Genomic DNA, 20,929 nt, shown 5'->3' on the forward strand with positions numbered 1-20,929 from the left:
CTTAGTTTTCTTACTGCCCTGATAGATGAGCAAAGGGCAAAATTATAAAAACAAAGCAATATGTAATTCTCATTTTAAGGGAAGGGTACAGGCAGGAAGGTGTTTTTTATAAAAACGTTAATGTATCTATGAGATATAGCAAACACATCTTTAAAACGCTTATTTCGTTACTTATGATAGGTTGCGCAACACCCGCTATCTTAAAATCTGATAATGAAAAACTCACCCAAAAGAGTTTCAGTGGCGATAAACACATAGAACAGCGTGTAGATTCGGTACTGCGTTTGATGACTCTTGAAGAAAAAATCGGACAAATGACGCAATTCTCAGCCGATTGGTCGGTTACAGGCCCTGTAATGGCTGATAAGTACCAACCTTACCTCGAAAAAGGCTTGGTAGGAAGTATTTTTAACGCTACTTCGGTTGCAGGTATACGAAATTTGCAAAAAATAGCGGTAGAACAAACGCGTTTGGGTATTCCTATCCTCTTTGGTCAAGATGTGATACACGGCTATAAAACTATCTTTCCCATTCCGTTAGCTGAGTCTTGCTCGTGGGATTTGACATTGATGCGCAAAACAGCTGAACTCGCTGCCCGTGAAGCTAGTGCCGATGGTATCAACTGGACGTTTGCCCCTATGGTAGATATTACCCGCGATGCTCGTTGGGGACGCGCAATGGAAGGCGCAGGCGAAGACCCTTATTTAGGAAGCCTCATCGCCGAAGCGCGCGTAAAAGGATTTCAAGGAGGTGACAATTGGCAAATGTTGAGTAGCCCTCACACGCTTTTAGCTTGTGGTAAACACTTTGCCGGCTATGGAGCTGCTGAATCAGGCAAGGACTATAATACAGCTGAACTCTCTATGCACACCTTGCGCAATGTATATTTACCTCCTTATGAGGCGACCCTAAACGCAAGGGTGGGCAGTATAATGGCTTCTTTGAACGAGATAAACGGAGTGCCTGCCACCGCCGACAAGTGGTTGCTTACTGAGGTGCTCCGCAAAGAATGGGGCTTTAACGGCTTGTTAGTGAGTGATTACACAGGTATTAACGAGTTGGTACGACACGGGGTAGCCAAAGATGATAAACAAGCGGCAAACCTCTCAGCCAATGCAGGAATAGAAATGGATATGAACGGGGCAACCTTTATTAAATACCTTAGTGCCTTAGTGAAAGAAGGCAAAGTAACCGAAGCTCAAATTGATAAAGCAGTAAGGCATATATTGGAAATAAAGTTCCTTTTAGGGCTTTTTGATGACCCCTACCGATACTTAGATGAAACCCGTGCCAAAGAAAATACTTTTACTGAGAAATATCTGAAAGTAGCGCGACAAGCTGTTGCTTCCTCAGTAGTACTCTTGAAAAATGAAGCTGAAGTGTTACCCATCAAAAAAGATAGCGGTAAAACGATTGCTGTAATAGGCCCTATGATGAACAACACAAGTGATATTAACGGCAGTTGGACGTGCTTAGGCGACGGCAAACAAAGCGTGAGTTTACTCACAGGGCTTACCGAGAAATACAAGGCTACAAACGTAAAACTTCTCTATGCCGAAGGCTGTGGTTTTACAACTATTTCAACAGAACAACTCAAAGAAGCGGTTGCTATGGCTCGCAAAGCCGATAGGGTATTAGTAGCCGTAGGTGAACAAAGTAGCTGGTCAGGAGAATCGGCGGTGCGCACCGACATTCGTTTGCCTCAAGCACAACGCCAATTGCTCGAAGCACTAAAAACCATAAACAAGCCTATAGCTATCATTACTTTTAGCGGACGACCGCTCGACCTTTCTTGGGAAAACGAGAATGTACAAGCTATTTTGCAAGCGTGGTTTCCTGGTACGCAAGGAGGCTATGGCATTGCCGATGTGATAGCAGGCGATGTGAATCCTTCGGGACACTTAACGATGTCTTTCCCGCGCAGTGTAGGGCAAATTCCTATTTACTACAACTACAAGAGCACAGGGCGACCTGTACATACAAACAATGAAGAAGTAGACCACCGCCCTCATTACAACGCAGGATATTTGGATAGTTCCATTACGCCTCTTTATCCTTTTGGGTATGGACTCAGCTATACTACCTTTGCTATTAGTAATGTGCATCTGAATAAAAAAAGTTTGAAACGTTATAACGATAGCATTATAGTAAATGCCTCTGTGCAGAATACAGGAACAACCGAGGGCGAAATAGTGGTACAACTCTATACCCGACAGTTAGTAGCAAGTGTTAGTCGCCCCGTAAAGGAATTGAAAGGGTTTCAAAAAATATCTCTCAAAGCAGGTGAAAGCAAACAAGTCCGTTTTGAACTGCCTTCCGAAGCTCTTGCCTTTTACGGTATCAATGGAAAAAAAGACACTGAGCCTAGCGAGTGCTTGCTGTGGGTGGGCTTACATTCTGCCGATAATAATAACGAACAACATTTTACAATAGAAGAATAACAAACCATAAAATAATAAACGATTATGAGAATACAACATACCCTATTCTTATTCATTTTTGCCTTGGCGAGTAGCCTCAGCATAGCGCAAACCCACAATTGGGAAAACTTAGCAGTAAGCAGTATCAACACCGAAAAAAGCCATAGCCACTATGAGCCGGCTGGGAAAATACTCCTCAATGGCAATTGGCAGTTTGCCTACTTCAAGCACCCTTCACAAGTGCCTGCCGATTTCTTTTTGGGCAAAGGCATTACCCAATGGGACGCTATAAAAGTGCCTTCAAATTGGCAACTGCAAAGCAACCGATATGACCCTCCTGTTTTTACCAATATCAAATATCCGTTTGAGATGAACCCTCCTTACACCCCTAAGGACTACAACCCTACGGGAGTGTATAGAACGCAATTCTCTTTGCCCAGCAAATGGAAAGGCGAACAAGTGTTCATTCACTTTGCGGGAGTGCAATCGGCGATGGAGTTGTTCATCAATGGCAAGCAAGTGGGCTATCACGAAGATGCAATGTTGCCTGCCGAGTTCAACATCACTCCTTACCTCAAAAAAGGCAAAAACGAGCTATATGTAAAAGTCTTGAACTGGTCGGACGGCAGTTATATAGAAGACCAAGATTTTTGGCGACTCAGTGGTATTTATCGCGATGTATACCTCTTTGCTACCCCCGAGTTGCGTATACGTGACTTTACAGTATATCCTCAGCTCGATGCGCAATACCGCGATGCTACCTTGCAGGTGCAAGTAGAGGTACAGAATTTAGGCGAAAAAGTAAGCGATGCCCTTGTGGTACAAACCACCCTTAAAGACAGTAAAGGCAATGTGATAGGCACTGAAAAAGCCTCTATTGCGGATATTGCTGCGGGAAAAGAAGCTACCGTTAGCTCCCAAATAGCCGTAAAAAATCCGTTGAAATGGACTGCCGAAACCCCTAACCTCTACAAAGTGGAACTCAGTTTGCTCACCGCCAAAGGCAAAGTGTTACAATCGTTTACTCAAAATGTAGGGTTCAGGAAAGTTGAACTAACAAACGGATTACTCCTCGTGAATGGCAAACCTGTGAAGTTTAAAGGAGTGAACCGTCACGAGTTCGACCCTTATAATGGTCGCACCATCACCCGCCAATCGATGATTGACGATATTATCCTGATGAAAACGCATAACATCAATGCGGTGCGCACCTCTCACTACCCCAATCAGCCTGAGTGGTATGCCCTCTGCGACGAATATGGATTATATGTGGTAGACGAAGCTAATATCGAGAGCCACGGATTGTGGGAGAGTGGCTACTATATAGGCGAACGCCCTGAGTGGCAAAAAGATATCGTGGAGCGCAATGTGAATATGGTTGCTCGCGACAAGAACCACCCTTGTATCATCTATTGGTCGATGGGGAATGAATCGGGTTGGGGCAAGAACTTTGATGCGGCTTACGAGGCTATAAAAGCTCTCGACCCTCAAAAGCGCCCCGTACACTACGAATCTAAAAATCCTGCTTATGCAGGCGTGCTCTCGCATTACGATATCATCTCTAATATGTACACCGAGCTCAACCACCTAAACAATCTCTTTACCGAAGACCCTAAACGTCCTGTGATTATCTGCGAATACGCCCATTCTATGGGGAACAGCTTAGGCAACTTCCGCAAGTATTGGGAGCTTTTTGCTACCAATGAGCGCTACCAAGGGGGTTTTACGTGGGACTGGAAAGATCAAGCGTTGCGTTGCAAAGATAAGAACGGCAAAGAGTATTGGAACATCATCAATCATATCGACAAGGCGAATGTGAACGACGGATTGGTAAATGCCACTGGCGTTCCTCAACCCGAAATGCACGAACTGAAAAAGGTATATCAGTATTTCAATATAAAAGATATTGATATCAACACAGGTTTGGTGCTCATCAGCAATAGCAACTACTTTGTAAATAGCGACGAGGTGTATTTGCAATGGGAACTTATCGAGAATGGTAAGCCTATCGCCAATGGGGTAATCAACGATTTGAACATAGCCCCACAAAGCCAAAGAGCCCTACAAATACCTTTCAAAACAAAATTAGTACAAAACGGCAAGGAATACTTTATGAACTTCCGTTTTAAGAATAAAAAAGCTACTGCTTGGGCTTCAAAAGATTTTGAAGTAGCCAAAGAACAACTCGCCTTTCCTAACCGTGTTGAGAGAGAACTCACCAAGCCTTCCGATAAAAAACTAACCTTTACTGACGAAGCGACAAACTTCACCGTAAAAGGCGACGATTTTACAGTCGTATTCAGCAAAAAAACGGGCGGTTTAAGTCAATTTACGCATAAAGGGAAAAACCTACTTTCAGAAGCGATGGTGCCCTCTTTTTGGCGTGTGCCTACCGATAACGATGAAGGTGGTTTTGAACACTCTTATGCCTCAGCTTGGCGCAAAGCGGGATTAAAAGAAGCTGCGGTAACAGCTACCGAAATGAAAGCTACGCAAATATGGGAAACCCAAGTGAAGATAGTAACACACAACCGCATTGAAACCAAAGCGGGCAATATCAGCCAACAAGTAACTTACCTCATCAATGGAGACGGACGTATAGATATCAGCACAAATGTGGAAGTACCTGCCTCTATGCCTCCTTTGGCAAGAGTGGGAATGCTCCTAACGCTCGACAAGAGTTTTAACAAAGTGGAATGGTACGGCAAAGGTCCTTATGAAACTTATGCCGATAGAAAAGAATCGGCTTTTGTGGGTATTCACAGCGGTGCAGTAAAGGATATGCACTTCCCTTATGTAATGCCTTCTGAAAACGGCAACCATACCGATACCCGTTGGCTCAAACTCCTTTCGGGTACTACCGAACTGTATATCAGTGCTCCTAAACTCTTTAATTTCAACGTGCAAGACTATTCAGACGACGCGCTGAACCAATCCAAAGAAACCCAAGAACTGCGCCGTGGAGACCACACTTATTTGCACATCGATGAGGCTCAAATGGGTGTAGGAGGTGACGACAGTTGGTCGCCACGCGTACATAAAGAATTTTTGCTCAACCAACCGTATTATCATTACGAATTTAGCATTCAGGTAGGGGGGAAATGAGAAAATTTTGAAATTTGAAAATGGGGAAATGAGAAAATGAGGAGGTGCCAGTTATACAGGCAGTCGTAGCACGACGGTTAATTATTCAAATCAAGGCTTTACCCCGTGGAGTAACTTTTTGGAACATTAACTTTGCCAAAGTTTGAAACTTTGGCAAAGTGTATACCGCAAAAGTGATTTGAATAGCAAATGGGAGGATTGAGTCATACGGAAGGAAACGGAAAAGTTCGGAAGAGAGTTGAGAGGAATTTTGGTGAAAAAAGACTGTAAGGAGGGTGGGGTTAGCTTATAGAGAGCTTATAGGAAGCTTATACGAATCTTGGACGATTGGTATAGAAAGGGTATGTAAAAAGTTGATTAATAGCACAATACAACAGTGTCAAAAATGCCAAAAATAGGGTTTCGAGGCGAAAGAAAAAGAATCCTCACCCCGTTCACATACTCTCCTATTCGGAGACTTCTCCCAAGGAGAGGGGGAGTGTAGGGACGGAAAAGGGGAAGAAAAATTAGAGAATTAGCAAATTTGGAAATGAGAAAATGGGGAGGTGTGAAGTATTAGGTCATAGGTAATAGGGCGGAGTATGAAGGAAAAGGGGGAGAGAATTTAGAGAATTAGCAAATTTGGAAATGAGAAAACTACTCTACATAATATGGGCGTTATTTCCTGCGTTGCTCTCAGCGCAGGACTGGGCGTATCTATCCAAAATCACTACCCACAACGGATTGGTAAGCAATGAGGTTACCAGTATGCTGCAAGACTCAAAAGGTTTTATATGGATAGGCACTGATGACGGTTTGCACAAGTTCGACGGCTATGATATCACTGTGTATAAGCACAATAGCACCCAGAAAAACAGCCTAGCAGGGAACTCTATCAGGTGTTTGTTTGAAGACAGTCAGCACAACCTTTGGGTTGGCTTAAAAGGCGAAGGACTCAGCAAACTGAACCTGCGCACGGGTATCTTCACCACCTACAAACATCAAAAAGGGAGTAATAGCCTTAGCTATAACGATGTAGCGGGCATAGTAGAGGACGAAGCGGGTATGATTTGGATAGCCGTAGACCGTGGCGGACTGGATATGCTCAACCCAAAAACAGGAGTTTTCACTCATTACGACATTCGAGAAAAAGGCACTTCCCAACCCCTGAACAACGCCCTTACGGGTATGGTAGCGACCAATGGCACGCTCATACTCAGTTCGTGGGGTGGCGGGGTGTACAGTTTTAACCGCAAGGAAAAACAGTTTGAGCTACACCCTTATTGGCATACAAACGACACTGATGAGAAGGTATGCAAGCACATTTTCAATCTCTACAAAGACCCAGAAGGCACTGTTTGGGTATCATCGGCTCACGGTGGTTTGTATAGCTTAAATGAAAAAACGAAAAACTACCAACGTTATGCCGTATGTGACGCGACCCATTGCACGCATAATGTAAATGTGCTTTCGGTAGCCGATGACGGTCAGCACAACATTTGGATAGAGACCAACGAAGGCATCAAACTCCTCAACAAAAACACTCACACCATTACCGACTTGCAAAACCCGCAACTCGCTAATGAAAGTGTGAATCACATCTACCGAGATAAAAGTCAGCTGATGTGGGTGAGTACCGCCTCAGGGATTTACTATTTTAGCCCTACCCCTGCCCAATTCAAATGGGTGAGGTACAAGAATTTTCTTTCGGAAAAACAAGTGCGCGCTATCTTTAAGGACAGCAAAGGCAACCTCTGGATAGGAGGCTTAAACCATATTGATAAACTCAATCCCGACAGAAAGACACTCACTGCTTTTAGCAACCAATCCTACAACCCTAATACTCAGCTCTATCAGGCTTTTTGTGAAGATGCCGAAGGCAATATTTGGATAGGTAACTACGCCAATTACCTCATTAAGTACAACCCTTCGTCCAACAGTTTTAGTCAAGTACCCATTCCAGTGTCTACCGGTACGAACTACACCTACCGCAACGTTTATCAAATTACCAAAGATTGGGATAATTCCTTTTGGCTTGCTACCGAGTTGGGGGCAATCAACTACCAGCCCGCTACGGGGGTTTTTACCCCGCTATTCGAAAGTAAAAACATTATCTACCCCGAAGATAAAACCCACGTAATTCACCGCGACCAAGACCTTCTTTTGTGGATAGGCACCGAAAAAGGCTTGCGTTGTTACACCCGCGACCTAAAACTCAAACACACCTATACAGCCCTAAAAAACAACACACACGCCCTGAGCAACGACTTTATTACGGCTATTCACGAGAGCAAGGACGGCTCCTTGTGGATAGGCACCAAAGGAGGGCTACACAAGTTCGACAAGAAAACCGAACGCTTTGAACTCATTCGCCGTAAAGGCACCGACTATGGTGACCCTATTTTCGGTTTGGCAGAAGACAATAAGGGCAATCTGTGGATGAGTACCCCTTCGGCAGTACTGAAATACACCCCAAAAAACCAACAGTTTCAGGTGTTCAACGAGTACGATGGCTTGCAAAATTCGGGTTTTCAATTAGGAGCTTTTGCACAAGCCAAAGACGGCGAACTGCTTATTGGAGGAAAAGACGGTTTTAATACTTTCTATCCTCAACAGCTTACCCTTAACCAAACCCAACCCAAAGTAGTAATTTCCGATTTTCAAATATTCAACAAATCGGTACGACCAGAAGAAGGCGGGGTGCTTACTGAGGTAATAGATGAGACCCAAAGCATTCACCTCAAACATTGGCAATCGGTAATATCGTTCCGTTTTTCGGCATTGAACTACCGCGCTTCTTTCAAAAACCAATACGCCTATATGCTCGAAGGTTTCGACAGCGATTGGATTTACGACACTTCTGAGCGCATCGCTACCTATACAAACCTCAACCCAGGTACTTACATTTTTAAAGTAAAAGCCACTAACAACGACGGGGTGTGGAGCGAAAAACCTACTACTGTTAAGATAATAGTAGCCCCTCCGCTTTGGCGAACAACTTGGGCTTATATCCTCTATGCCTTGCTGGGAGTGGGCTTGCTTGTGCTTATCGTGAAGTATTACACCATCAAGGAAAGAGACAAGCAGAACCTGCGTATCTCGCAATTGGAAGCACAGCGTATGTACGAAATCAACGAGATGAAAACCAACTTTTTCTCTAACATCTCTCACGAGTTCAAAACACCGCTTTCGCTGATTGTAGGTCCGCTAAACCAAATGGTAGATGATGAGAATTCTCCTAAACAGCACAAAGAGAAATATACAATGATGTTGCGCAACGCCCAAAAACTGATGCGCCTCATCAACCAATTACTTGATTTTAGAAAGTTAGAAAAGAACAAATTAGAGCTGAATTTGCAATACGACGATGTGGTGAAATTTGTGAAAGGAGTGAGTGAAACCTTTGCTTATCTCGCTTTAGAAAAACAAATACAATACACTATCAAGAGTACAATGCCCAGCTTGTGGATGCCTTTTGATGCCGATAAATTAGACAAAATTCTCTACAATCTCATCGGAAATGCCTTCCAATATACCCCCGAAAAAGGCGCAATCACGGTGCTCATTGCCACTGTGATGCAAAACCAACAGAAGTTTTTGCAAATAAAGATAGCCGATACAGGCATTGGCATCTCCAAAGAAGAACAAAAACAGCTCTTTACCGCTTTCTTGCAAGGCAAACGCCAAAAAGAACTCCACAACGAGGGGGCTGGCTTAGGGCTCGCCTTCACCAAAGACCTCGTCGACCTACACCAAGGACATATAGAGGTGGAAAGTGAAGAAAAACAAGGGGCTACCTTCACGGTATTGTTGCCTATCTTAGATGTGCCACAACTCCACGACGAGGCGTCTATCACCTTGCAACAGATAGACACTACCCAAACGGTAAGAGAAATAGCTCCACAAGAAAATCCGACCGACAAGGAAGAGACTATTTTGGTAGTGGAAGACAACGACGATATGCGCGATTATATACAGCACATTCTCAACGAGCATTTCCACGTACTATTGGCACGCGATGGCGAAGAGGGCTTAGAATTGGCAATCGCCCACATCCCCGACCTTATCGTATCGGATATTATGATGCCTAAACGCGATGGCATTTCAATGGTAAAAGAACTGCGTGCCAACGAAAAAACAAACCATATCCCTATCATTTTGCTCACTGCCTTAGACAAGGAATCGCAAGTGGTAGAGGGCTACAGTTTGGGGGTGGAAGACTATATTACCAAACCTTTTTCGGCTAAAATCCTCAGCAAGCGCATCGAAAATATACTGCTTTCGCGCAAGAAACTGTGGGAACAGTACAGCTCCTCCCCTAACCTGAATGTATACCGCGAAAAACTCATCGGGCAACCTTGGAAAAAAGAGTTTGTAGACAAAGTGAACAACATTGTAATGGAACACCTCAGCGACCCCGAGTTTGGTATCGATGCCCTCGCCGATGCCCTAAATATGAGCACTAACCAACTCTTCAAAAAGGTAAAAGCCATTATGAACACCACCCCTTACAACGTGATTGTACAAATACGTATGACCGCTGCTGCCCAACTGATGAAGCAAGGCAATTTGAACATTTCGGAAGTAGCCTATAAGGTGGGTTACCAAGAACTATCGAACTTCAGTCGCTCGTTTAAGAAGTTCTACAATGCCTCACCGAGAGAGTATTTGAAAGGGGAAAGTGAAATATGAAGCGTATAAGCTAATTTGATAAGTTTTCTAAAAGAAAAGATAAGTGGATAAAGACTTTATTGTCTTACCTTTGCACCACAAAATGTACCACCAAAAAAGTATTTGTATGTTTTTAAGAAGTTATATATGGCTTTTATTACTTGGGGTTGCCTCCATCACTACCACTGTGAAAGCGCAACCCTATGTATCTCCCATTGGTGCACAGGTATTTATCGAACCTGGGCAAACTGATGAGGAGATAAATACTTGGTTCAAACTCCTCAGCGAGCACCAAATGAACTGTTGTCGTATTCGTATGTTCGAAAACTATATGAAGCGCCCCGACGGTACTTGGGATTTCTCGCTGTTCGACAAGGCTTTTAAAGCAGCAGAGCGGTACAATGTAAAGATTGTAGGCACGCTCTTCCCCGCTGCCCCCGACAATTCATTAGGTGGCTTTAAGCACCCTTATTCGCAGGCACATCTACAAGAAATTGCTACCTATATCAAGCAAGTAGTAACCCATTTCAAAACCTCTCCCGCCCTCTATGGTTGGGTGCTAATGAACGAACCTGGCACTGGGGGTTGGGTGCCTAACGATGCTTTTGCCAATGCCCAAAAAAGTGAATGGCTCAAAACACTACAACCTACTGCCTACAACAGCAAAGGCTACCCACAAATAGTAGATTTCACCCCTCAACAATTCTTGCTGCACTACAACACTTGGTACCTGCAATGGATTGCCAACGAGGTAAAAAAATACGACCCTAATGCCTATTTGCACGTCAATTCTCACCAAATATTCAGCAATATTGCCGAATACAACTTCCCCGCTTGGCGCAACTTCCTCAATTCGTTAGGTGCTTCAGCTCACCCCAGTTGGCATTACACTATGCTTCACAGAAATCAGTACGCTACGGCTTTGGCGGCAAATTGTGCTATCATACGTTCGGGAGCAGGCGAATTGCCTTTTTGGGTAACCGAATTGCAAGGAGGCAACAACACTTACAGCGGTTATAAAGCCTTCTGCCCTACCAAAGAAGAAATCACCCAATGGCTGTGGACGAGCATTGGCAATGGTGCTGAACACATCTTATTTTGGTGCTTAAACCCTCGTGCTGTGGGTGATGAAGCAGGCGAATGGGCGCTCGTAGATTTCCAAAACCAACCCACCGACCGACTCACTGCTGCCTCTGAAGTTGCCAAAACACTCCGAAAAATCAACAGCAGCAAATTTAAACCTGTAGTAGCTAACATTCATATCCTCTATACCCGTGAAACTCTTTGGGTAGAAAAGAAAGCGCAACTAAATGATAATACCAACAATGATTACGAGGGCAGAAACATGGGAGGAGCTATGAAATCGGCGTTTGCAATGTACGAAACCCTTCTTGAAAACGGTATCAATAGTCAGTTTCAGTGCTTTGATGAGTTCAACTGGAACAAACCCTCTTACAAAGGCGAAACGATTATTTTATCAGGACAAATAAGCCTCCCATCGCGTTATTGGGAACCCCTGCGCAACTTTGTACGCAATGGTGGCAAACTGATAATAGAAGGACTCAGCGCGTTCTACGACGAAAATATGTTTGCCCTACATCACACGGGATTTCCGCTACAAGATGTATTGGGGGGAGCGCTGAAAGAAGTAAAATGCCTCCCTCCCGATTTCAGTGTAAATTACCAAAACGCACCCCTGCCCGCCCACCTTTGGAAAGGAAGTATCTACAATACCCAAGGACAAATAGTCGCCCAAGAGGGGAATAGTGTGTTGGCAACGAAACATCGCTTTATGAGGGGAGAGACTTTTTGGTTTCCATCGCTATTGGGGTTGGGCGCTTTGCGAAGTGACAAAGGGGAAGCGCTTTCGCGTTTGCTACTCGCCGAAGTACAAGCTGTAGTTCCTTTTCAGTTTGAATCTTACCAAAAAGGAGTGCAAATGTATACGATGCAAAAAGGCAATCAATACCTTACTATCCTCATCAACAAACGTCCACAAACTACCTCAGTGGCATTGCGTTGCCTCAAAGGAGTAAATCCTTCAGTCGTTTTTGCCGATAAGGGAGGAAGTGCAACAGCTAATACCGCACGCCTATCCTCTGAAGAAACGTTGGTGATTCTTTGGAAATAGATACAAATTAATATTGATGTTTTTTCCTAAAAAAGCTGTACGAGTATAGTTACATCGTACAGCTTTTTTGTTATTCAATGTGAATTCGATGTTAGAAAAGTGTAGCTTACGCTACAGAAATCTTACAAATCTTAAAAAAATCAAACAAATGGATAGCTTTGCTGTTTTAAATGTCTCGCACAGATTTCACGAATTACACGGATTTGACACAGATAAATCTCTTTTATTATCAGTTGTGATGCGCACGGATTGGTAGCTTTGCTACTGGAGATTTACACAGATTGTAATACAAAATATAATTGTAAATCAATATTGTATATATCGAACTGACATTATTCAAGATTTTCTTTGATATCGATAAGCATTTGCTTTACACGCTCTAACTTTGTAACCACATCAAGGTTTGTAAGAGGTTTCTGCTTGTCTTCTTTAAGACGTTGACGCGCCCCTTCAAGGGTGTAGCCTTGTTCTTTTACCAAATGATAGATAAGCTGGAGTTTCTTAACATCATCGGGAGAGAATTTCCTGCTTCCCGAACTCGTCTTTCTCGGGCTGATAATAGAAAATTCCTTTTCCCAAAAGCGAATAAGAGAAGCGTTCACATTGAATGCCTTGGCTATTTCTCCTATGGTGTAATACAGTTTATCGGGTAATACAATATCCATTTCTCTAAGAAATTATCAGTTATCAGTTACATTCACACAGCCCCAGCCGTCGTATTCTCCTTCAAAAGAAGAAGCGAGCTCTATCAGTTCCCATACGATATTGTTGATATCTAACGGGCTGTCCTCACGTGTGGCTTCGACGGTGTAAGGGAAAGTATGACCTTCGGATTTTCGTTCCTCTACTGTTTTTTCATCACTCAAACGCACTTTATAGCCTTTTTCGGCTATTTTCTCGGCAAAACCTTGTTGTTGTGCCTCACTTTTGAAGTAGATAAAATGGTCGATTTCACGAGGCACTTCCATCTTATCCCCTTTCTTCTCAAGTTGCATTAGCACTTTTCTGTTCTGCATCGTTTGATAAGAAAACTCATCAGGATAAAGGAAGTCGAAATAATCTTCCCATTGGGCATCTTCAGCGGTATTATATCCCGATTTATACCCCTCAAAAGCTTGTAACGCTTCTTCGCAAGTCTGTGCTAAAACTTCCGCATTATTACAGTAAAACCAAAGCTCTAAAAAGCCTTCGGATTTTACCACACCTGCCAATACTGCTCCTGTGGCTTCGGCTTTCTCGCTTATGGCATCTTCTATATCACAGAGGATAGGATACTCCTCCTTTGAAGGAAATCCATCAGGAGTAGGATTTTTCATTTTTATATAAAACTGTAAACGTTGCGATAAGCCCTCGAGAGGAGCAAGCTCAAACAAGGCTAAATTGGTGCGTATAGAAGCTGGGACGCCTTCGATATGGCACATAAAGAAGTCCCAATTCTGGGGAAGATTATGGTGAGTCATATGGGTTTAATTAACAAAATACTATTTCCAATCATCTTAGTCAAGCGATTGATTTTCTTGGGTAGAAACGTGTAGCATCTCGGTGTATTCGCTCGGGGTGAGGTTGCCATAATAGAAGTGTATCGGGTTGATGTGTTCGCCGTTTTTTATCACTTCGTAGTGCAAGTGTGGAGCTTCGGAGCGACCGGTACTTCCTACCCTTCCTATGAGGTCGCCACGCTTGACGTGTTGTCCTGCACGCACATTGTAAGCCGAAAGGTGTCCGTAGAGAGTTACATAGCCATAACCGTGGTCGATGCGAATGTGATTACCATAACCTGAGGCATTGCTATCGGCACGTGCTACTACACCATCGCCCGCAGCATATACAGGAGTGCCTTGGGGTGCAGTGAAGTCCATACCATAATGGAACTTACGCGCTTTGGTAAAAGGGTCGATACGCCAACCATATCCCGATGCCATATGCTTTAAATCTTTATTATTAATAGGCTGAATGGCAGGAATAGAAGACAGGAATTTTTCCTTTGCTTTAGAAAGTTTAGCAATCTCATCTAGCGATTTCGACTGTACGACCAACTGTTTTCGCAATATATCTAAGCGTTTGTTTGTATTGGCAACAAGTTTGGAGTTTCCGTATTTTTCGAGGTTTTTATAGCGGTTAGGGTCTTTGAGGCTTTTGCGAACACTATCGGGGATAATAGGCGCATTGAAGTAAAGGCGGTACATATTATTATCGCGTTCTTCAAGGTCGGCAAGCACATCTTCCGCCAATTCCATCTTTTTGTTCAGGATTTGGTAGTTGGTTTCATAGGTTTTAATCTCGCGTGCCAATACCACCTCGCGAGGGGTGAAAAACAAACGCGAGTTAATCATTATAAAAGAGAATAAAATCCCGAAGAGTGCAGCAGCTGTAAGAAAAATCAAAGCATTGCGCACCTTTGTACGCTTTCGGGAGAGGATGCGTTTATACGAAAGCGTATCGGGGTCGTAATAATATTTTACCTTTTTCATACGGGCAAAAGTATAAAAAAAATATGATATTTGCTGTTTTATGACAAAAAAAATGTAATTTTGCAGTGAATAGGCCATAGGCATTAGGTCATAGGCCATAGTGTTAATTATCAATTGTTAATTGATTTTATGGGGTTTTCAGAAATTATATTCATACTTTTTATGGTTTTAATCCTTTTTGGGGCTGATAAGCTCCCAAGTATTGCGCGGGGTTTAGGAAAGGCAATGCGCCAACTGCGCGATGCTACCGATGAGATTAAAACTGAAATACAACGCGGTGCCGAAAAGGCAGGTGTAGATACTAAAATTGTAGAAGAGACTCAAAAAGAAATTGAAAAAATGAAAGAAGATTTTAAGGGTTAGAAGTTTTTTTTGAGTTTTTTAGAAAATCTCTAAGAGATATAAGGCGTGAGATGAAACTTTTATAATATAAACAATAGACTCCTACAAACTCAATATTTGTGGAATTTCTCACAATATAAGGATAAGATACTATAAAAGCCCTTTTTATTAGAAATTAAGAAAGGGCTTTTATAATAATCAATAAATAACTTTAATTTTTACCAATAGCAACAAACTCAGCATCATCAAAAGCTATAGCTTCACCTAAAGGACGCCATTTATTAAGTTCTTCCTTTTCTTCTGTTCTTTTAGCTTCCAAAAGGTCATAAGCATCTTTTCCTAATACGAGTCTCAAAGGAGGTTCCTTATCATTGATAGCTTTGATAATAACCTTTGCTGCTTTCTCTGGATCTCCTTGTTGTTTTCCATCACTTCCGTAAAGATAATTGCGCAGAGGTACAATAGTATCGTCATAATCAACAATATGATTTTCAGGGCGTAAATTACCTGCTCCAGCAAAATGAGTCCTAAGAGCTCCTGGTTCTACTATTGTTACTCTGATACCTAAAGGTTTTACTTCGTGGTAAAGTGCTTCAGAAAAGCCCTCTAAAGCATATTTTGCAGCTCCATAAAGTGAAAATCCACCAATATTTACGCGTCCTCCAATACTTGATACATTTACAATATTACCACTTTTTTGTCGGCGCATTATAGGTAATACCAAACGAGTAAGCTCAATAGTTGCAAAGAAATTGATTTCCATTTGAGCACGTATTTGCTGACTTGAAAATTCTTCCAAAGCTCCTAAATCGCCTCTTCCTGCACAATTTACTAACACATCTATTCTACTAAATTTAGCTATAGCTGTTTGTATTGCCTCTTGTCTTTCTTTTTCATTAGTAATTTCTAATGAGACAACCAATGTGTTTTCTCTAAAAGTATTTACTAAATCAGTTACTTTTTCTGGATTGCGAACAGCAAGTACTGCTACATTGCCTTCTTTCAAAGTTTGCAAAGCAATTGCTTTACCTAAACCACTGCTTGCTCCTGTTATAAAATACACTTTTTTCATTCTGTAATTAAATTATAATTTTAATAATGAAGCAAAGATATAAATTAGATTTCTCTTAGCAAGTTAAAGCAATGTTAAAATTCTGTTGAAGTTAAATTTGATATGGTTTTAATGCTTTTTGGGGCTGATAAGCTCCCAAGTATTGCGCGTGGTTTAGGAAAGGCAATGCGCCAACTGCGCGATGCTACCGATGAGATTAAAACCGAAATACAACGGGGTGCTGAAAAGGCAGGCGTAGATACTAAAATCGTAGAAGAGACTCAAAAAGAAATTGAAAAAATGAAAGATTCGATAGGGAAATTGGAAAATTAGCAAATTGGCAAATTAGCTAATGAGCAAATTGCAACCTCTGATATCGGCGTTGTCGAAGCGTCCTAATACTTCAAAAGTACCATCGGGGTATAGTTTGCCTAAATCTTGAGTAGCAATAAAACTACACGACTCTCTATTAGCCAAATCGATGATATTGAGTCCGCCGGTTTTGCCAGTAGGCAGATAGCTAAGTGCATCATTCGTATCGCGTATAAGGACTTTGAGCCAAGGTACACACTTATAAATTCCCTTACCAGCAGAATAGGCTTGCGAGAGCAGTTCGGTCATTCCGTATTCGGAGTGAATCATTTCGACACCAAAGCCTTTGCAGAGGAGCGCGTGCAATTCTTCGCGCACGAGTTCTTTGCGACGACCTTTCATTCCGCCAGTTTCCATTACAATCGTATTTTTCAAAGAGAAAGTATGCTCGGTTATAAGGTCGAGTAACGCAAAGGATACCCCTATGAGCAGTACTTTCTTGCCCGAAGCATCGAGGGTTTGCAAACGCTCAGCTAAGAGGTCGTATTCATTGAGATAGAAACCGCTATACTCACTACCTGAGCGCTCAATGAGGTCGGCTACCATAGTGATGAGGGAAGAGCCGGTGCGTTCTAAATACGAGGGAAGAAGGGCTAAAACTACATAATCTTCAACGTTGCCGTAGAAATGTTCAAAGCCTTTACGGAAGCTTTGTTCATACAAGCTAAGGTCTTTCACATAGTGTCGGGAGGTTTGTGCGCCTGTTGTACCACTGCTGGTGAAGATTTGCTGGTGAGGCGCATTGCCACAATACACTTTTTCAGTTTTAAAACATTCGATAGGAAGAAAAGGTATTTTTTCGAGTGTGTTTACCTTATTAGGAAGGCAGTTCAATAGGGTACAAAAGCGATGGTATACCTCGTTGTTTTCGTATTGATAACGAAAAGTATCCAAGGCAACAGCTGTAAAATCTATGTTTGCTGATAGTTGAATTTTGTCGTTCGTTAAAGTGAAGTATCGCTTGGGCTATAGAAATTAATCAAAAAATTAAGTTTTTGACTCATTGATAGACTTTATCAAAGGCTTAGCACTTTGGCAAAGTGTATATCGCAAATTTTATTGATTATTCAATTTATATTTATCAACTGTGCTTAATTAAGGCAAAAGTCCTTTTAGGAGACCAAAAGAAGGGTTTAGCAAGATGGTGCTTAGAATGATGACAAGGGCTACAAGCACAATTTTCACCCAAGAGGAGTACTGTTTTTTGGGAGATGCTAAGAAAGTGTCGTACTCTTTTCGGGTTTTTACGGTAGCGATTTTCTGTTCGAAATAAATATCTATCAAAGAGGGCAAATCCTTTACGGTACGAGCTTTTGAGGAGGCGCTATTTTTTTGTGAGGTTTTCTTTTTAGCTTGTTTTTTAGGTTCTTCGGTTTTCTTTTGTCCTTTTAACTCAGCGGCGAGGTCGGCGTCGTAGTCTTTACGACTTTCGGGGTCGGAAAGGACTGCGTAAGCTTCTTGTAGGCTTTTAAATTTTTCGGCAAAGAAATCGTCACCCTGATGTTTATCGGGGTGATAGGCTTTTGCGAGCTTTTTGTAGGCATCGCGTATTTGGTCGTCAGAAGCCTTTTGGCTAACTCCTAATATTTCGTAGTAATCCTTTAACATTATAATCTTGGTTTTTGAGAGGTGTTATCGTGGCTTTCCCAGCCGATAAGTTTGTTATTTTGGAATGTGAGGGTAAGGGTTTTGTAATGCCAACGTTCGGTAGTAGAGCCTTTGAATCCTGCACTTTGGACTTCTAACGGCTTACCGAGCGCCATTTTCACCAAAAAGTCGGGCATACCTTCGGTATATACGCCTTTTTCGACGGAACTTGTGGTGGGCTCACCGTATTCACTTTTGATGAGTTCCATAATTCTGTCTTTGGTATCTTCTTCGTCTACCAAAGCATTTTGCCATTTTTGGCGTTTTTCTTCAATGGATTTTTCTCTTTTTAAGTTGGTAGTTGCCTGCATTACAAGTATATAAATGAGGTACGCTACGCTTATTGTGAGAATAGAATAATATATCATTGTATGCTTATTTTATTATATAATTCTTCACTGAGGGTGCAAAACTACAAAAACAATTTTTAATATACAAATTGGGAAATTAGAAAATTAAATGTGAGGCCTCAGGCCATAGGCCACAGGCACTAGGAATGGCGACGAAAAAGCGATAGATGTGAGGCTTTAGGCCATAGGCAGGGGGAAAATTGGGAAATTAGAAAATTAGGAAATTGGGAAATTAAATGTGAGGCCTCAGACCATAGGCCACAGGCACTAGGAATGGTGACGAAAAAGCGATTAGGTAAGGGGAAATTAGAAAAATAAAATAGGGATTTTCAAAAAGAAAAATATACTATGATATAGGTACCTTATACGAACCTTGAACGAATCTTGGACGATTGGTATAGGATAAAAGGTGCTTTTTTGAAAGGTGGGAATCTATAAAAAGGAGATTCTATGGTAATATATTCTGCTTTATTGGTAGATAGGTAGAATATATTTCCTATGTGACTGGTGCCAACTCTGAAAGTCAAAAAAATATTCGGAGGGGGGTTGCTGGTTGGTAATTATTTTGTATCTTTGCTTGAATTAAAAAAAAGAGGTTGAAAAAGGGGTAGAACGACTTTTTTGTATTAAAAACAGGAAGATTATGAGTGAAATCATAAAAAATCAAGAAACTTTTGTCAGTTTTTAACAGAAAAGAGAATAGGAGTCAACCGGAGTATCTGTGAAAAGTTCTGATAACCTCGGAGGAAGGAGTAAAGAAAATATGATGTTTAAGTTTAAGCAATTTAACGTAAAGCAAGCACAAAGTGCGATGAAGATAGGCACCGATGGAGTGCTATTGGGGGCGTGGACGCCTATTGAGAATCCTAAAAGTATACTGGATATTGGGGCGGGGACGGGCTTATTGTCGCTAATGTTAGCTCAACGCTCTGACGCTCCTGTGATTGACGCCGTGGAAATAGACGAAAAAGCCTATATAGAATGCACGGAGAACTTCGAAGAGAGCCAATGGGGCGACCGCTTGTTTTGCTATCACGCTTCGCTTCAGGAATTTGCTTTGGAGATAGATGAAGTGTACGACCTTATCATCTCTAATCCGCCTTTCTATACCGCTGATTATAAAACAGCTGAAAAAGCGCGCAACACAGCTCGGTTTACTGATACGCTTTCGTTTTCGGAGCTCTTAGAAGGGGTAAGCCAATTACTGTCGGACGAGGGTGTTTTCAGTGTTATTTTGCCTTATAGTGAAACCGAAGGGTTTATCGCTCTTGCGTCGGGTTATGGTCTTTTTCCTCAGAAAATCACTCATACACGAGGCAATGCTACGGCTGAACTAAAACGGAGTATGCTACTACTGAGTAGAAAAGAGCTGTCCTCCTACCCTATCGATATGCTTATTATTGAGAAGGAACGTGGGGTTTATACTGAGGCGTACAGGTCGCTCACAAAGGATTTTTATTTGAATTTAGGAAATGAAGTGGACTAAGGACTAAGGGGAGTAATTTGGTGATTTGATAATTATGCTTTATCTTTGCCAAAAAAAGAAATATGAGAACTGTAAAATATAACGAAATGGTTAATTATAATGTGAGTATTCCTAAGGAAAATGCTCCTATGTTTGAATCACTTTTCAAGAAATACAATGTAATTGCCGAACCTACTGTAGTAGCAGAACCCGTAGAGGAGTATATTCCTAACGAGGAAACTATAAGAGCTATTGAGGAGGGAAGAAGAGAGTATAGAGAAGGACTACTAAAAGGTTATAAAAATCTTGATGAATTATTTAGTGATTTAGACAATGAATAATACAGAGCAAGAAGAAATTCCTAAATATTCTATTTTTATAACAACTACCTATAAAAAAGAATACAAAAAATTCTCTAATCAGGAAGCTAAGAAAAAGGCTATAAAAGAAATTATAAAAATCCTGATGTACAAAGGAACTGAAGGTATTCCCAAGAAAAACCTTCCACATCTCTTAACAGGAAATTACAAAGGTTGTTGGGAATGCCATATAGAGTCTGATTTGTTACTAATTTGGGAACAAAACGATGAAAATATGGCTATTATACTTCAAAGAATAGGTAGCCATTCTGAACTTTTCTATAAAAACAAGAAATAAAACACTTCCTCTTTTAGCACTGAAAAATGAACCAAGAAGTATTTACTGCTCTGCAAAACAAACTGAAAGTGGGTAACCGTCGTGGCGTGCACCTCAATGCACTTCCTGGTGCTTCACGCTATAAGTTTGATATCGCACGTCTCTCGGCTATATTCAAGAGCTTGCCCGAACGCTTTATTCTCGACTTACTCACCTTACGCAACCTCAACTTTTCGTTTTCTATTCACGATACCGAAAGTACTGATATTGATCATAGAGGAGCTGGCTC

Annotated in this window: 16 protein-coding genes and 1 pseudogene; 10 read left to right on the forward strand and 7 right to left on the reverse strand. The window is 41.8% G+C overall.

Annotated features, from left to right (window positions below; genetic code table 11):
* The first annotated feature begins 128 nt into the window (after positions 1-128).
* From bglX to HMPREF1321_RS06265, 4 genes are all read left to right on the forward strand, one after another.
* A complete protein-coding gene (gene bglX, locus HMPREF1321_RS06250; RefSeq protein WP_009421844.1) occupies positions 129-2,441 on the forward strand; it encodes a beta-glucosidase BglX in 2,313 nt (770 codons plus the stop codon).
* A 24-nt stretch (positions 2,442-2,465) separates the two neighbouring features.
* A complete protein-coding gene (locus HMPREF1321_RS06255; RefSeq protein ID WP_009421837.1) occupies positions 2,466-5,525 on the forward strand; it encodes a glycoside hydrolase family 2 TIM barrel-domain containing protein in 3,060 nt (1,019 codons plus the stop codon).
* A 627-nt stretch (positions 5,526-6,152) separates the two neighbouring features.
* Entirely contained in the window at positions 6,153-10,196 is a 4,044-nt protein-coding gene (locus HMPREF1321_RS06260) for a hybrid sensor histidine kinase/response regulator transcription factor (protein ID WP_009421851.1), read from the forward strand.
* A 43-nt stretch (positions 10,197-10,239) separates the two neighbouring features.
* Positions 10,240-12,306: a beta-galactosidase gene (locus HMPREF1321_RS06265; protein ID WP_009421828.1), complete on the forward strand. Its 2,067-nt coding sequence runs from the start codon at positions 10,240-10,242 to the stop codon at positions 12,304-12,306.
* A 332-nt stretch (positions 12,307-12,638) separates the two neighbouring features.
* Here the strand turns inward: HMPREF1321_RS06265 and HMPREF1321_RS06270 are convergent, their stop codons facing one another.
* The 3 genes from HMPREF1321_RS06270 to HMPREF1321_RS06280 are packed head-to-tail and all read right to left on the reverse strand — an operon-like array spanning position 12,639 to position 14,777.
* Complete coding sequence (locus HMPREF1321_RS06270) at positions 12,639-12,971, reverse strand: MerR family transcriptional regulator (RefSeq protein ID WP_009411004.1); 333 nt, start codon at positions 12,969-12,971, stop codon at positions 12,639-12,641.
* A 15-nt stretch (positions 12,972-12,986) separates the two neighbouring features.
* The gene (locus HMPREF1321_RS06275) at positions 12,987-13,766 is read right to left on the reverse strand and encodes a DUF695 domain-containing protein (protein ID WP_009421829.1); all 780 of its coding nucleotides are present in this window, start codon (positions 13,764-13,766) and stop codon (positions 12,987-12,989) included.
* Positions 13,767-13,802: 36 nt separating this feature from the next.
* Complete coding sequence (locus tag HMPREF1321_RS06280; RefSeq protein ID WP_002675822.1) at positions 13,803-14,777, reverse strand: M23 family metallopeptidase; 975 nt, start codon at positions 14,775-14,777, stop codon at positions 13,803-13,805.
* A 129-nt stretch (positions 14,778-14,906) separates the two neighbouring features.
* Between HMPREF1321_RS06280 and HMPREF1321_RS06285 the strand changes: the two genes are divergently transcribed.
* Positions 14,907-15,140, forward strand: a complete 234-nt coding sequence (locus HMPREF1321_RS06285; protein ID WP_015782219.1) for a twin-arginine translocase TatA/TatE family subunit — start codon at positions 14,907-14,909, stop codon at positions 15,138-15,140.
* Between the two features lie 190 nt (positions 15,141-15,330).
* Here HMPREF1321_RS06285 and HMPREF1321_RS06290 read toward each other — a convergent pair whose 3' ends face one another.
* Positions 15,331-16,191, reverse strand: a complete 861-nt coding sequence (locus HMPREF1321_RS06290) for an oxidoreductase (RefSeq protein WP_009421835.1) — start codon at positions 16,189-16,191, stop codon at positions 15,331-15,333.
* 102 nt (positions 16,192-16,293) lie between these two features.
* On the opposite strand from HMPREF1321_RS06290, the gene HMPREF1321_RS06295 reads away from it, so the two are divergent.
* Positions 16,294-16,503, forward strand: a complete 210-nt coding sequence (locus HMPREF1321_RS06295; protein WP_009421854.1) for a twin-arginine translocase TatA/TatE family subunit — start codon at positions 16,294-16,296, stop codon at positions 16,501-16,503.
* A 12-nt stretch (positions 16,504-16,515) separates the two neighbouring features.
* Here the strand turns inward: HMPREF1321_RS06295 and HMPREF1321_RS06300 are convergent, their stop codons facing one another.
* The 3 genes from HMPREF1321_RS06300 to HMPREF1321_RS06310 form a co-directional block, all read right to left on the reverse strand.
* Positions 16,516-17,436: an acyltransferase gene (locus HMPREF1321_RS06300; RefSeq protein WP_009421840.1), complete on the reverse strand. Its 921-nt coding sequence runs from the start codon at positions 17,434-17,436 to the stop codon at positions 16,516-16,518.
* A gap of 201 nt (positions 17,437-17,637) precedes the next feature.
* Positions 17,638-18,150, reverse strand: coding sequence for a J domain-containing protein (locus HMPREF1321_RS12400; protein WP_009410997.1), 513 nt, complete (start codon positions 18,148-18,150; stop codon positions 17,638-17,640).
* Positions 18,150-18,557, reverse strand: coding sequence for a hypothetical protein (locus HMPREF1321_RS06310; RefSeq protein ID WP_009420164.1), 408 nt, complete (start codon positions 18,555-18,557; stop codon positions 18,150-18,152). The genes HMPREF1321_RS12400 and HMPREF1321_RS06310 overlap by 1 nt, the downstream gene beginning before the upstream one ends.
* A gap of 745 nt (positions 18,558-19,302) precedes the next feature.
* On the opposite strand from HMPREF1321_RS06310, the gene HMPREF1321_RS06315 reads away from it, so the two are divergent.
* From HMPREF1321_RS06315 to HMPREF1321_RS06330, 4 genes and pseudogenes are all read left to right on the forward strand, one after another.
* A complete protein-coding gene (locus tag HMPREF1321_RS06315; RefSeq protein WP_034575800.1) occupies positions 19,303-20,025 on the forward strand; it encodes a tRNA1(Val) (adenine(37)-N6)-methyltransferase in 723 nt (240 codons plus the stop codon).
* A gap of 62 nt (positions 20,026-20,087) precedes the next feature.
* On the forward strand, positions 20,088-20,345 hold the full coding sequence (locus HMPREF1321_RS06320; protein ID WP_015782214.1) for a flagellar motor switch protein FliM: 258 nt from the start codon (positions 20,088-20,090) through the stop codon (positions 20,343-20,345).
* Positions 20,338-20,661 (forward strand): type II toxin-antitoxin system YafQ family toxin, encoded by a 324-nt coding sequence (locus HMPREF1321_RS06325; RefSeq protein ID WP_009417366.1) that lies wholly within the window; start codon positions 20,338-20,340, stop codon positions 20,659-20,661. Before HMPREF1321_RS06320 ends, HMPREF1321_RS06325 begins: the two co-directional genes overlap by 8 nt.
* A 26-nt stretch (positions 20,662-20,687) precedes the next feature.
* A pseudogene (locus HMPREF1321_RS06330) lies at positions 20,688-20,929 on the forward strand (hypothetical protein); the annotation flags it as partial.

The sequence above is a fragment of the Capnocytophaga sp. oral taxon 412 str. F0487 genome (assembly GCF_000271925.1).
Lineage (GTDB): Bacteria > Bacteroidota > Bacteroidia > Flavobacteriales > Flavobacteriaceae > Capnocytophaga > Capnocytophaga ochracea.

Bases quoted from the DNA above. Each gene is read 5' to 3' on its own strand.
- bglX (WP_009421844.1), top strand. From the start codon at position 129: ATGAGATATAGCAAACACATCTTTAAAACGCTTATTTCGTTACTTATG.
- HMPREF1321_RS06255 (WP_009421837.1), top strand. From the start codon at position 2,466: ATGAGAATACAACATACCCTATTCTTATTCATTTTTGCCTTGGCGAGT.
- HMPREF1321_RS06310 (WP_009420164.1), bottom strand. From the start codon at position 18,557: ATGATATATTATTCTATTCTCACAATAAGCGTAGCGTACCTCATTTAT.
- HMPREF1321_RS12400 (WP_009410997.1), bottom strand. From the start codon at position 18,150: ATGTTAAAGGATTACTACGAAATATTAGGAGTTAGCCAAAAGGCTTCT.
- HMPREF1321_RS06315 (WP_034575800.1), top strand. From the start codon at position 19,303: ATGATGTTTAAGTTTAAGCAATTTAACGTAAAGCAAGCACAAAGTGCG.
- HMPREF1321_RS06320 (WP_015782214.1), top strand. From the start codon at position 20,088: ATGAGAACTGTAAAATATAACGAAATGGTTAATTATAATGTGAGTATT.
- HMPREF1321_RS06290 (WP_009421835.1), bottom strand. From the start codon at position 16,191: ATGAAAAAAGTGTATTTTATAACAGGAGCAAGCAGTGGTTTAGGTAAA.
- HMPREF1321_RS06270 (WP_009411004.1), bottom strand. From the start codon at position 12,971: ATGGATATTGTATTACCCGATAAACTGTATTACACCATAGGAGAAATA.
- HMPREF1321_RS06275 (WP_009421829.1), bottom strand. From the start codon at position 13,766: ATGACTCACCATAATCTTCCCCAGAATTGGGACTTCTTTATGTGCCAT.
- HMPREF1321_RS06260 (WP_009421851.1), top strand. From the start codon at position 6,153: ATGAGAAAACTACTCTACATAATATGGGCGTTATTTCCTGCGTTGCTC.
- HMPREF1321_RS06325 (WP_009417366.1), top strand. From the start codon at position 20,338: ATGAATAATACAGAGCAAGAAGAAATTCCTAAATATTCTATTTTTATA.
- HMPREF1321_RS06295 (WP_009421854.1), top strand. From the start codon at position 16,294: ATGGTTTTAATGCTTTTTGGGGCTGATAAGCTCCCAAGTATTGCGCGT.
- HMPREF1321_RS06285 (WP_015782219.1), top strand. From the start codon at position 14,907: ATGGGGTTTTCAGAAATTATATTCATACTTTTTATGGTTTTAATCCTT.
- HMPREF1321_RS06280 (WP_002675822.1), bottom strand. From the start codon at position 14,777: ATGAAAAAGGTAAAATATTATTACGACCCCGATACGCTTTCGTATAAA.